The organism is Aerococcus sp. NPDC058936 (genome assembly GCF_042741995.1).
Taxonomy (GTDB): Bacteria; Bacillota; Bacilli; order Lactobacillales; family Aerococcaceae; genus Aerococcus.
The window spans coordinates 105,461-117,961 of record NZ_JBHYKZ010000002.1; the positions used below are offsets into that span (position 1 = coordinate 105,461).

Annotated in this window: 10 protein-coding genes; 1 reads left to right on the forward strand and 9 read right to left on the reverse strand. The window is 39.6% G+C overall.

What is annotated here, in order from left to right:
• Window positions 1–22: 22 nt before the first annotated feature.
• The 9 genes from ACFW0C_RS01925 to ACFW0C_RS01965 all read right to left on the reverse strand — a co-directional run bounded on the left by ACFW0C_RS01925 (window position 23) and on the right by ACFW0C_RS01965 (window position 11,590).
• Window positions 23–925 (reverse strand): substrate-binding domain-containing protein, encoded by a 903-nt coding sequence (locus ACFW0C_RS01925; protein ID WP_378104888.1) that lies wholly within the window; start codon window positions 923–925, stop codon window positions 23–25.
• Window positions 926–1,130: 205 nt separating this feature from the next.
• Window positions 1,131–2,984, reverse strand: a complete 1,854-nt coding sequence (locus tag ACFW0C_RS01930) for an ATP-binding protein (RefSeq protein WP_378104890.1) — start codon at window positions 2,982–2,984, stop codon at window positions 1,131–1,133.
• Window positions 2,984–3,751, reverse strand: coding sequence for a response regulator (locus ACFW0C_RS01935; protein ID WP_378104891.1), 768 nt, complete (start codon window positions 3,749–3,751; stop codon window positions 2,984–2,986). Before ACFW0C_RS01935 ends, ACFW0C_RS01930 begins: the two co-directional genes overlap by 1 nt.
• A 148-nt stretch (window positions 3,752–3,899) precedes the next feature.
• Window positions 3,900–5,010 (reverse strand): peptide chain release factor 2 gene (gene prfB, locus ACFW0C_RS01940; RefSeq protein WP_378104892.1). Its coding sequence is split into 2 segments (ribosomal slippage): window positions 3,900–4,937 and window positions 4,939–5,010, totalling 1,110 coding nucleotides; the frame shifts between segments, so codons are not numbered across the junction.
• 92 nt (window positions 5,011–5,102) lie between these two features.
• Window positions 5,103–7,484, reverse strand: a complete 2,382-nt coding sequence (secA, locus tag ACFW0C_RS01945; RefSeq protein ID WP_378104894.1) for a preprotein translocase subunit SecA — start codon at window positions 7,482–7,484, stop codon at window positions 5,103–5,105.
• Window positions 7,485–7,759: 275 nt separating this feature from the next.
• Window positions 7,760–8,344 (reverse strand): ribosome hibernation-promoting factor, HPF/YfiA family, encoded by a 585-nt coding sequence (gene hpf, locus ACFW0C_RS01950; RefSeq protein WP_378104895.1) that lies wholly within the window; start codon window positions 8,342–8,344, stop codon window positions 7,760–7,762.
• A gap of 121 nt (window positions 8,345–8,465) precedes the next feature.
• Window positions 8,466–9,233, reverse strand: coding sequence for a ComF family protein (locus ACFW0C_RS01955; RefSeq protein WP_378104898.1), 768 nt, complete (start codon window positions 9,231–9,233; stop codon window positions 8,466–8,468).
• The gene (locus ACFW0C_RS01960) at window positions 9,226–10,599 is read right to left on the reverse strand and encodes a DEAD/DEAH box helicase (RefSeq protein WP_378104900.1); all 1,374 of its coding nucleotides are present in this window, start codon (window positions 10,597–10,599) and stop codon (window positions 9,226–9,228) included. Before ACFW0C_RS01960 ends, ACFW0C_RS01955 begins: the two co-directional genes overlap by 8 nt.
• Before the next feature lie 127 nt (window positions 10,600–10,726).
• On the reverse strand, window positions 10,727–11,590 hold the full coding sequence (locus tag ACFW0C_RS01965; protein ID WP_378104903.1) for a DegV family protein: 864 nt from the start codon (window positions 11,588–11,590) through the stop codon (window positions 10,727–10,729).
• Between the two features lie 227 nt (window positions 11,591–11,817).
• Between ACFW0C_RS01965 and ACFW0C_RS01970 the strand changes: the two genes are divergently transcribed.
• Window positions 11,818–12,456, forward strand: coding sequence for a YigZ family protein (locus tag ACFW0C_RS01970; RefSeq protein ID WP_378104906.1), 639 nt, complete (start codon window positions 11,818–11,820; stop codon window positions 12,454–12,456).
• Window positions 12,457–12,501: the final 45 nt, after the last annotated feature.

A 12,501-nucleotide genomic window follows, 5' to 3' on the forward strand; every position in this document is an offset into this window, starting at 1 on the left:
GTTGTTACTTAACTAGTCAGAATTATTGAGCAGTGTCTTCCCAGTTAGTAGTTTCGCCAGTAAAGATACTTGCGACTGTATCTAAGCTTAAGTCAGAAACGCCATTCTCAGGGTTAACGATTACCGCAACACCATCAATAGCAATTGCTTCAGCAGTTACATCAGTTTCATCGTCCGCTAAAGCACGAGAAGCCATACCTAAGTCTGCAGTTCCATCAGTAGCAGCCTTAACACCTGCAGATGAACCATTAGAAGTAATATTAATTTGAACACCTGAGTTTAATTCTTCATAAGCTTCCGCTAATTTTTCCATTACTGGAGAAACTGAAGTAGAACCGACAATGTTGATAGTTCCTGATTGAGAGCCGTCACCTGCATAAGCTTCCGCATCAGCTTTAGCTTGTACGTAACCTTCTTCTAAAACGATTGCTTGACCTTCTTCAGAGAAGATGAAGTCGTGGAAGTCAGCTACTACACCTTCTAATTCGCCTTGATATACGATGTTAAATGGACGAGAAATGGCGTAATCACTTGATGCGACGTTTTCTTCCGTAGGTTCAACCCCATCAATAGAAACAGCAGTGACTGTATCGTTTAATGAACCTAAAGAAATATATCCGATTGCATTTGGATCATCAGCAACAGTAGTCATTACTTGGTCTGTACCATTCATGATGGTAGCTGCAGCAGTAGTGTTATCAATATCATCAGCCATAACGCCTGTAGCCTCAACGAAGGCATCACGCGTACCAGAACCTTCTTCACGAGAGATAACTGAAATAGGCCCAGTAATTGCTGTCGCTTCTGTTGTCGAATCAGAACTTGTATCCGTTGAGTCATTACTAGAGTCACTGTTTCCACATGCAGCTAAAGCAGCTGAAGCACCTAACGCTAAAACTAATTTTGAAAGCTTGCTAAAAGTCATTTATACTTTCCACCTTTTCTTTTTCTTAATCCATATAACCATATACCAAACGATTACAGCATTATTATATAAAATGATTGTAAATATCTAAGTCGATAAAATGTAAATTACCGCTAGTTGTGTAAATATATTGTAAAGATTGTGTAAATTCCATTGGTTAATTCTCATTTAATGTCCCTTAGCGGCTAAATTTAGTATGACTTTATTATTCTTCAATTTCGTCCTCTTCATCTAATTCCAACGGTTCTAGCTTAGGTATATAGACGGTAAAACTTGTTCCTCTACCAAATACACTATCTACTTCAATCGTACCGCCCATGTGTTCTAATATATTTCGAACAATAGATAAACCTAAACCTGTACCACCAGATGCAGTAGACCGGTCTTTGCTTACTCGATAGAAACGTTCAAAAATTCTTGGGAGGTCTTCTTGTGGTATGCCGATACCATTATCTGAGATCTTAAATTGAATGAAACTTTCTGATTCAGCAATTGATACCTTAACAAAACCATAGGAATTGTTATAAATAATAGCATTATGAATAAGATTCGTAAGCACCTGTAACACCCTACCCCGATCTCCTCTAAAAGATATACCCGGCTGAGATGTATCATCTTTCACTAAATCAATATGTTTCTCTTGTGACCGTCCACTTAAATGTTGGAATACATCTTCCACTAGCTCGTCAGCCTCTAACAATTCACTAGTTTGTTGTACTTGATCCTGTTCAATTTTTGCCAAATCTAAAATATCCTTAATTAAAGCGCCTAGTCTATTGCTTTCTTTTTGCATAATTTTAACAAATTCTACCGCTGTATCATGATCTTCAATGGCTCCATCTAATAATGTCTCAGTAAAGCCTTGTAAAGCGGTGACTGGTGTTTTTAGCTCATGAGAAGCATTAGAGATAAAATCACTGCGGACTTTTTCCAAATGACGTATGCCTGTAATATCATAAATCAAAAGAATGATTTGTTCCGAATCATTTGGTTTTGTGAGTTCTTCATTGGATTCAGCATCAAAGTATGCATCCATTTCTTCATAGCTTAAATGAATAATATTCACATCCAAAATAACTTCTCTTGGATAATATAAATAAATTTCTTCATTAATCTTCTTTTTTGTTTTAGAAGCTTGGTTTAACATTTGAATCAAACGATAACTTTGTAATACTTCTTCAAATCGACGACCTTCTATCTGTTCCTCTAGCCCTAAAATTTCATAAATAGCTGGGTTAGCTAAACGTACAATATGGTCTTTATCTACCATCACAACGCCTAACATCATGGCATCCACCAATTTGTTCATTCGTTGTGTTTGATTTGTAATTTGCAATTCTTGAAGTGCCAGTTCATTGGATAGGTCATTAATATTTTCACCTATTTCATCAAATTCTTCAATGTCCACTGGTGTATACTTCGTCGCGTAGTCATTATTTGCTATATGATTTAATTGGCGATTGATGGCCAAAATAGGCAAGTGTATTCTGCGGTTAAAGTGTACAAAAAAGCCCACCAATAAAATAACCGCTCCCAGAGCCATTACCACGGCAATAAAGATAATGTTTTCTTCAATTGGACTATTCAGAGGGAAATTTCTCAATACTTGAATATACCCGAGTACATCTCCTTTTGAGTTAGAAATTCTTTCAGAGTAAGAGTAAATAATCGTATTCTTTTCTGTTTCTTCCTGTCTAAACCTATTATCCATATTTTCTTCATAGTCTCTAAAGGCAGCATCATTTAACAACTGGTCATTCCCTACAGAATAAACTTTGTTGCCGTCAGCGTCATAAATTAATATCCGGTCATTTAAATTGACCATAGGTTGAATGGTTCGTTTAACGTTCCGGAATTCAGCTGTATTATCGGTGATATCAACTGGATCTAAGGACCTGAAACTTGGTCGAATAGTAGATACCACATTAATCAAAGTATTTTGTACTTCATCGTTTACGGTGTCCGACACAAAACGATTGACTGTAAAGGCAAATATCACACTATATAAAATAAACAACAGTGCAAACACTGTTGTTATACTTTGAATCAATTTTTGCATCAGTTCGGCACCTCGAATTTATACCCAAAGCCACGAACGGTAATGATATATTCAGGATTTTTGGTGTCTAATTCGATTTTTTCACGTAAATGACTCACATGCACATCCACAATACGGGTTTCACCTGCATAATCAAAGCGCCATAATTTTTGTAATAGTTGCTCACGAGACAATGTCCGGTTCACACGACGAGCCATATAAGTTAATAACTCGAATTCTTTAGGCGTCATTTCAATCGACTCTCCACGCACGTATACTACATAATCATTCACATGAATTTCGATATCGCCAGCTTTAATGATTTCAACATCTTCATCTTTAAAATTCCCTACTGAATCTTTCGTTAGGGTGATTTTATGCTTTTCTTCCACGCCATTTTCCACATCCACTGAAGACACAGAATATGTCGCACGACGTAAGATGGCCTTCATACGGGCCAATACTTCACGCGGACTAAATGGTTTGGTCATGTAATCATCAGCACCCAGTTCCAAACCAATAATTTTTTCTAATTCATCATCTTTTGCTGTTAGCATCAAAATCGGTGTATTCACCTTGTTTTGGCGTAAGTTTTTACAAACGTCCATCCCGTCTATTTTTGGCAACATCAAATCAAGAATGATGAAGTCTAGTTGATTATTCAAGGCCAATTCTAAACCTGTCTGTCCATCTTCTGCTTGAATAACTTCGTAGCCTTCTTTTTCTAGACTATATTTTAATAATGTTAATATTGATTGTTCATCATCCACTATTAATACTTTTTTCATATATTTCCTCCACATAAAATTTTGGGAAATCTCATTTACGCCCAAAATTAACCAACTACCCTAATATCAGATACAAGCTGAACTTCACTCACAATTATATAACTTTTTAAGTGTATTTTAAAATACACTCAGTTAGAAAAAGTAACTTCTAATTTTCGTCACTCAATTGATTTTTTAAATACGCGTCAATAAAACCATCCAAGTCTCCGTCCATGACGCCTTGTACATTGGCTGTTTCATAGTCAGTTCGGTGGTCTTTTACCATATTATATGGGTGGAAGACGTAGGAACGAATTTGTGAACCCCAGGCAATTTCTGATTTCTCACCGCGGATTTCGTCCAACTCTTTAGCATTCTTCTCAGCCAATAGATGCGCCAACTTGGCTTGCAACATCTTCATAGCTGTGTCCCTATTTTGGAACTGTGATCGCTGACCTTGTGAGGCCACGACTATACCTGTTGGCACGTGGGTCAACCGAACGGCTGAAGACGTTTTATTAATATGCTGTCCACCGGCACCTGAAGCGCGGAACACATCCATTTCAATATCTGATTCGTCAATTTCAATCTCGGTATTTTGGTCCAATACGGGCATAATTTCAACTGAAGCAAAAGAGGTATGACGACGTTTGTTGGAATCAAATGGTGAAATACGCACCAAGCGGTGGATACCATCTTCCGATTTCAAAAAGCCGTAAGCATTCAACCCTTTGATTTCTAGTGTAACAGACTTAATCCCCGCTTCATCACCGTTTTGAAAATCGAGTGTTGTCACTTGATAATCATGTTGGTCTGCCCACCGTTGGTACATACGAAGGAGCATAGAAGCCCAATCTTGGGACTCAGTACCACCAGCACCTGGATGGATTTCTAACAAGGCGTCATTGTGGTCATATTCCCCACTTAGTAAAATATTTCGTTCATAAGCAGAGATTTTACTTTGAAAGATTTGAATTCGGTTAACCAATTCGCTAACTAATTCGGGGTCTGGTTCTTCTTTAACCATGTCATTTAAAAGTGTCAATTCTTCATATTCATCCGCTAGATTATTGAATTCATCATAGACCTTTTTCAAAGCATTGTTTGCATCAATTACTGATTGTGCTTTTTCTGAATCATCCCAGAAATCTGGTTGAACCATATCAGCTTCATACTCAGCTAAATCAGCTTCCATCTTCTCTAAGTCAAAGAGACCCCCTGAAGCTGTCAATTTGGTTTTTATTTTGCTCTAGTAAGTTATTAATTTCATATTGTTCCATCTTATATCGCTCCTAATAAAAACACGGGACAAACGTGCATGATGATCTTAGTCGGTCAGTGCCTTGTTCGTCCCTATGTTCATGATATTTACTTATTTCGCTTGTTTACGCTCTAAGTTTTGACGAATTTCTGATTGCATGAACATGCGTGTTGCATCATATTCAATACCGGCAATCATTTCATTGAAACGGTCGAATCCTTCAGATTGGTATTCTACCAATGGGTTATTTTGCGCGTAAGCACGTAGTCCAACCCCTTGACGTAATTGGTCCATAGCGTCAATATGGTCAGTCCAGCGAGAGTCAACTGCGCGCAGGATAACCACTTTTTCAAATTCTAGGGCCATGTCTTTGTTATTGATTGAATCAATTTTTTGGTTGAAACGGTCAGCCGCTTTATCTGTAATGTATGCAATGATTTCTTTTTGGTTTTTACCCTCTAAGTTGTCAATGTCTACTTGCGTATTGCGGTATAAGGTTGTTTCGGCAAAATCAGCCAGCGCTTCTAAGTTCCACTCAGAACGGTCACCAGCAGTGTATAATTCCACTTGACGTTTAATAGTCCGCTCAATCATTGGCCACATCACGTCATCCAATGACTCTTCAGCTGAAATCACTTCGAAACGTTGTGCGTAGATGACATCACGTTGCTGACGCATCACTTCATCATATTCCAGGACATTTTTACGGGTATCGTAGTTATTCCCTTCAACACGAATTTGCGCGCCTTCAACTTGTTTAGTAATCATACGAGACTCAATCACCATATCTGGATCATCTTGGTCTACGTTTAATCTTTCCCATAATTGTTGGATACGTTCTGAACCGAAACGACGCATCACGTCATCTTCAAGTGATAAGTAGAAACGTGAGTAACCTGGGTCTCCTTGACGTCCAGCACGCCCACGTAACTGGTTGTCGATACGACGAGACTCGTGGCGTTCAGTACCTATAACGGCTAAACCACCCAGTTCTTTTACTTCTGGGCTCAATTTAATATCCGTACCACGTCCGGCCATGTTAGTCGCGATAGTAACCGCACCTCTTTGACCAGCGTCAGCAACGATTTGCGCTTCACGTTCATGGTTTTTGGCATTCAATACGTTATGACGGATCCCTAATTGTGTTAAGGCATCTGATAACATTTCAGAGGTTTCAACAGCAACCGTACCTACTAATACTGGTTGACCAGCTTGGTGGCGCGTTACAATGTCCTTTACAACCGCGTTGAATTTAGACTTCAAGTTGGGGTATAAAACATCTGGTTTATCTTCCCGGATAACTGGTTTGTTGGTTGGAATTTGAATAACGTTCATATTATAAATTTCACGAAATTCTTCTTCCTCAGTTTTAGCGGTACCTGTCATACCAGATAATTTTTCATACATTCTGAAGTAGTTTTGGAAGGTAATTGTCGCCATAGTTTTCGATTCATTTTGAATGTCAACATTTTCTTTCGCTTCAATCCCTTGGTGTAAACCATCAGAGAAACGACGACCTTCCATGATACGACCAGTAAATCCATCAACGATCTTCACTTGGCCGTCAACCACTACATAATCAATATTTAAAATCATGATGTAGTTGGCACGTAAAGCTGTATCGATATGGTGGATTAAACGACCATTTTCGATATCGTATAAGTTCTTCACATGGAATACATCTTCTGCTTTTTCAATCCCCGCTTCAGTAAGGGCAATTGTTTTAGACGACACATCAATCACATAATCCTCGTCTTCATTTAAGCTCTTGGCAAAATAATCCGCCCGTTGGTACAAGGCAGTTGATTGCTCAGCCTGGTTTGAAATGATAAGTGGCGTACGCGCCTCATCAATTAAGATTGAATCTACTTCATCGACAACCGCAAAGTATAAAGGACGTTGCACCATCTGGCGTTTGTATACGACCATGTTGTCACGCAAGTAGTCAAATCCAAGCTCATTATTTGTTGAATAAGTAATATCTGCCGCATATGCCACACGTTTTTCGTCGTTGTTCATACCTGCTTTATTCAAGCCTACTGTTAGGCCTAAGAAAGTATACAACTCACCCATTTGCGCAGAGTCACGGCTAGCCAAGTAGTCATTGACTGTTACTACATGTACCCCTTTACCAGTTAAGGCGTTTAGGTATACTGGCATTGTTGCTGTTAAAGTTTTACCTTCACCAGTTTTCATCTCTGCAATGTTTCCGTAGTGTAGGGCCAATCCACCCATAATCTGTACGTGGTATGGGAATAATCCAAGGACACGGCGTGCACCTTCTCTTACTGTCGCAAAAGCTTCCACTAAAATATCTTCCAAGTCCTCGCCTAATTGAAGACGTTCTTGGAAAGATTTGGTCATATCTTTTAATTGATCATCTGTATAGTTTGCAAAACGGTCCTCTAATGCTTCAACTTGTTTTGCAGTTTTATCAAATTTTTTCAAATCTTTTCTTTGGTTATCAAAAACCTTTTTTAAAACATTTGCCATTATTTTCTCCTTTGGTTCAGAAAATTATATAAATCTTGGGCTAGGGCACATCATTCTACTAGATAATATGCTGTAAGCCTTGGTGCCCACTATCCCCAATATATTTATCGTCCTATACATGATAGCATTAAAATTTTGTCATTAAAACAAGAAACGGCTAGCCTAAGCAGAAATTATGAGATTTTTACAATCTTTCTCCTGGAAAAATGACTAAACCCATTAAAAAAGCTCCGGCAATCACCGGAGCTTGTCATTTTATCAGAATGTTTTCTTGGTTATGCCTCTTCTAATTCATCTTCGATGGCAATTAAACCATATGAACCTTTACGACGAGCGTATACCAAGGCACCTTTACCAGTTTCAGCATCTTCAAAGATGAAGAAGTTGTGACCTAGCATTTCCATTTGCAATACTGCTTCTTCTGCAGTCATCGGCTTCACAGATAAGGTTTTACGACGCACAATCTTAATTGGGTCATGTCCTTCTTCAGCCTCTTGCTCAACGCGGTCAGCTTGCACTTGTGTTTCCACAGCACCTGGTAAACCAGCACTAACACGAGGTTTACGATTCATTTTTGTTTTGTATTTACGTACTTGACGCTCTAACTTATCAACCACAAGGTCAATAGAACCGTACAAGTCTTGAGATGTTTCTTCAGCACGTAAAGTCAAACCACCTGTTAAAGGAATTGTAACCTCTGCCTTAGCATCCTTATTCGGATAAACTTTCGCATTTACATATGCAGTAGCATCTGGTGAATCAGTGAAATACCGTTCAATCTTAGAGATTTTCTTTTCAGCGTACTCTCTGATTGCTGGTGTGATTTCAATATTCTCACCGCGGACGTTGTATGTAAACATAATCTTTCATCCTTTCTACCAATAATAAATTACTGGTGAAGCTCCTATAGCTTCTTTCTTAGTACCTTAATTATAATAGAAACCGCTTACCGATACAAATAATCTACACTGAAAAAATACATTATCTTGCAAGGGTCAGTCCGCTAACTTGACTAAAGCCCGCTAATTCAAGTGCCTTATAGGCTGAAAACATAGTGGTACCAGTAGTATAGACGTCATCGAATAGGATAATCGGACGGTTTTTATCTATATTTTCTAGATCCTTTTTCATCTTAACTTTACTTGTATCTTGCAAACGGTCTTGACGATTTTTATAGGCCTGCTTCCCCCGACTCCCCTCACTCATCAATAGGTCTTGAAAGGGAATGTCCGCTGCCTCAAGTATCAAACGTGTCTGGTTAAAGCCACGATTCGCTACCTTCTCACTGGAAGATGGCATAGGTACCCAGATAGCCTCCGTATGCTTTCGGTAGACTTCTTTTAGTTCCTTGGCAAAAAGATGACGCCCACGAATATCGCCCTGCCCTTTTAAGACTACCAGCCAATCTTTAAAGACACCATTGTATTGATAGAAAGCCTGGTTGGTAAAATGCCAACCATGGTAAATATGCCAACTTTGACAATCCCCACAAAAACCTTCTTTATCCACTTGACCTGCCGCTTCAATAGTCATATCTCGTCCGCATTGTTTACAGGTTGTTTTTGGATCAATGGCGATTAGGCCATTCAAACATTCCTGGCAAAAAAGTGGTGGTTTTATTGGACTCAATGACAAGATATCCGCCAAAGTTAGTTGGGTATCCAAAGTATTCTGACAGATCACACAAGTAGATGGCCCAGTCGCCTCAGCGAGTCCACCATTCCTCATGCCCCTATATATACTAATCATCAATTAAACCTCGTTTTCTTGCTTGGTCATTCATGGATCGAATTTGCCGAATAGCTGCAATAGATGCTTTAGTTTTACCGTAATGTAGAAAATAAACTGACCCTGATGGCCATTTGGGTTTTCGGCCCACTCGGCCTGAAATCTGGACCAGAGCAGCTGTCGTAAAGGTCTGGTCCTCACTACCTAATACGATGACATCAATATTGGCAAAGGTAACGCCACGCTCCAAGATAGTCGTTGAAAATAAAAAATCATAACGACCATCTCGCATATTTTGTACCTTGGTTATCCGGTCTGGGTCTTTTGACGACACGGATTCAAACAGGTAATCAGCAAATGCTTGTCGGCAAGATTTTACAAAAGTTAGCATTAAACCAATATTTGGCATGAAAACCAAAACACGTCGCCCTTTGGCCAGCAGCCGCCCTAATAGTCGTTTAAAAACATATGGTACTTTACCTGCCTGAATAAGACTTTGCCAGTCGCCTACCCATTGGTGGACGGGGACTGGTAGATGGTGGCGGTGGTAGCGGGCTGGCAGAATGGACACGGGTAGCTTGCCTTCTTTGATCAATTTCTCATGACTCGGATTTGGCGTTGCCGTCAGCAAAATCTGGGCCCCTGTCTTTTTAACAGCGCGGTCTGAAGCGAAATAGAGCATAGGGTCTCCGTCATAAGGGAAGGCATCAATTTCATCAATAATTAACAGGTCAAAAGCTTCTTTAAAGCGGATGAGTTGGTGGGTGGACCCGATGATAAAAGGTGATTCAGCGTAGGGTTCTTCTGATTGACCGTGGAGTAACTGGATAGTCACTTCAGGAAAGGCTTCTTTAAAGCGTGGGGCTAGTTCATTGGCCACGTCAATTCGGGGTGTGGCTAGGGCTACTTTCCGGCCAGCCATCAGGGCTTGGTTAACAGCTTCAAAAACCATTTCTGTCTTACCTGCACCTGTAACAGCCCATACTAAACGTTGACCGCCTGCTTGGTAGGTCTGACAAATTTCTTTGGAGGCTTGGGCCTGTTGGTCTGATAAAGTGCCAGTCCAAGCCAAATAAGATTGGTTTCTTTGCCAGCTATAGGGTTCAGTTGCATCAGCTATGTGATATAACTTGTCGCAGGTTCTTAGTTTACCGAAGTTGAGACATTTTAGACAATAGACGCAGTCTGCCAGGCCACATTGACAGCTATTTTCTTGAAAGGTGGTTTGATTTCCGCAACGACGACAGGTTAAGCGCGAGCCTTCTTTTTCTAGGGCGGGGAAGATTTGTAATCCGGGTATATCCAGTAAGTTGATGGCTGATTCGGTCTGGCCTATTTCCTTGGCGGTGACGAGTCGACCTCTTAGTAAGTTGCTGACTGCTTCCATTCTTATCCCCCCTCTTATGAAGTTTATACGGGAAAATTGTCAAAATGCGCCAAAAAAAGACCAGGAAATTTCCTGATCTCAAAAATACATAAATAATAGCGATTTCAATTAAATTTTATGTCGGAACCTACTTGATATCCGTGTTTTGCCACCAAACTAAGGCATAGGCAGCTGGGCCAAGATGTGTCCCAATCACGGGGCCAATTGGCGTCCGTTGTAATTCCAAATCGGGGTGGTTTTCATTCATATAAGCCACTAAATTCTGGACTTGCGGGGTATCATCTTCCCCTACAATAGCGATCCTTAATCGTGGATTTGATTGATAAGCTTGTTCAAATAAATCAAGCATGCGTTTCACTGTCTTTTTATGGGTACGAACTTTTTCAAAAACCTCAATTTTACCATGTTCAAAATGCAAGATTGGTTTTACTTGCAGCAAGTTACCAATACCCGCAGCGCTGGCTGAGATACGGCCTCCTTTAGCTAGGTGTCCTAAATCTTCCACTGAGAAATATGCGTCAGCAGTTAGCTTCAAGGCGTCTAGTTTAGGTAGAATGTCCATCAATCCTAGCCCTTGGTCACGCAATTTAACGGCTTCTTGAACGAATAAACCTTGACCAATCAAGGAAATGCCTGAATTATATACAGAAATTTGAACGTTTTTTTCTTCTGCAACTTCATTTGCAATCATATTAAAAGTCTGGAAGGTACCAGAAATACCTTTTGATAGGGTCACAACCAAAACTTCATCATGTACCTCAGCAAGTCGTTCAAAGGCTTCTGTTACAAGTCCTGGCGCTGGTTGCGAACTTGTTGGGATCTCATCTAAGGTCGCCATCTTGGCATAAAATTCATCAATCGTGATGTCGATATTGTCACGGTAAGATCCGTCTGAAAATGTGATTGTTAATGGTAGAACTGTAATATCGTGACGACTAACAAATTCGTCTGAAAGATAGGCAGTACTATCCGTTACAATGGCAAGTGACATATAATTTTCTCCTCTAATCCCTGTACTTTACGGATTGTCACTTGAAAAATGATCAACTGACAATAACTTTAGTGCCATTTTATCAAACATCTGGATAAAATTCGACAAGTTTATCTAATAAAGCGCTTCAACTTTGTGAAATATACACAAAAGACAGGCAAATAGCTAAAAATAATAAAATATGCTACTCTCAAAGGAAAGAAATGATTAACAAGGAGGCAAGTCAAATGATTGAATACCGGACTGTAGTTGAAGGTGGTGGTAGCCACGAAATTGAAGTAAAAGGGTCCAGGTTTATTTGCCATGCACAACGAATTTTCAATGAAGATGAAGCCAACGCATTTATCCAAAAAATTCGTAAAGAACACTATAAAGCCACTCACAATTGTGTAGCCTTTCAAATTGGCGAAAAAAATGAGATTCAACGAGCGCTAGATGATGGCGAACCATCTGGAACAGCGGGCGTACCTATGTTAGAAGTTCTAAAACAGCGGAATTTACAAAATGTTATCGTAATTGTTACCCGCTATTTTGGGGGTACTAAACTAGGAGCTGGTGGCCTTGTCCGTGCTTATTCTTCTGCTGTTTCTGAGGGATTAGATGCCATTGGTCAAGTAGAACGGAAACTACAAACCCAATTAGACATCAAAGTTGCTTACCCATTAACTGGTCAATTAGAACATTGGATCGCTGAATCGCCCTACAGCTTATTAGATACAACTTATCTAGCTGACGTAACGTATCATTTAGGTGTCCCGTCTGATTTAGTAGATCAAGTTCAAGCCGACATCGTTAATCTAACAAGTGACCAAGCTGAGTTTGCTATCGGGCAACAAATCTATGTAGATGTACCAATTAGCTACTAGTAATCTGGTCGTGCACAAAAAATAATAGAATAAATCACCTTGCAT

What these genes read in the sequence shown, in the direction of transcription:
- ACFW0C_RS01970 (WP_378104906.1), top strand. Translation starts at nt 11,818, where the DNA reads ATGATTGAATACCGGACTGTAGTTGAAGGTGGTGGTAGCCACGAAATT.
- ACFW0C_RS01925 (WP_378104888.1), bottom strand. Translation starts at nt 925, where the DNA reads ATGACTTTTAGCAAGCTTTCAAAATTAGTTTTAGCGTTAGGTGCTTCA.
- secA (WP_378104894.1), bottom strand. Translation starts at nt 7,484, where the DNA reads ATGGCAAATGTTTTAAAAAAGGTTTTTGATAACCAAAGAAAAGATTTG.
- ACFW0C_RS01930 (WP_378104890.1), bottom strand. Translation starts at nt 2,984, where the DNA reads ATGCAAAAATTGATTCAAAGTATAACAACAGTGTTTGCACTGTTGTTT.
- ACFW0C_RS01965 (WP_378104903.1), bottom strand. Translation starts at nt 11,590, where the DNA reads ATGTCACTTGCCATTGTAACGGATAGTACTGCCTATCTTTCAGACGAA.
- ACFW0C_RS01935 (WP_378104891.1), bottom strand. Translation starts at nt 3,751, where the DNA reads ATGAAAAAAGTATTAATAGTGGATGATGAACAATCAATATTAACATTA.
- hpf (WP_378104895.1), bottom strand. Translation starts at nt 8,344, where the DNA reads ATGTTTACATACAACGTCCGCGGTGAGAATATTGAAATCACACCAGCA.
- ACFW0C_RS01960 (WP_378104900.1), bottom strand. Translation starts at nt 10,599, where the DNA reads ATGGAAGCAGTCAGCAACTTACTAAGAGGTCGACTCGTCACCGCCAAG.
- ACFW0C_RS01955 (WP_378104898.1), bottom strand. Translation starts at nt 9,233, where the DNA reads ATGATTAGTATATATAGGGGCATGAGGAATGGTGGACTCGCTGAGGCG.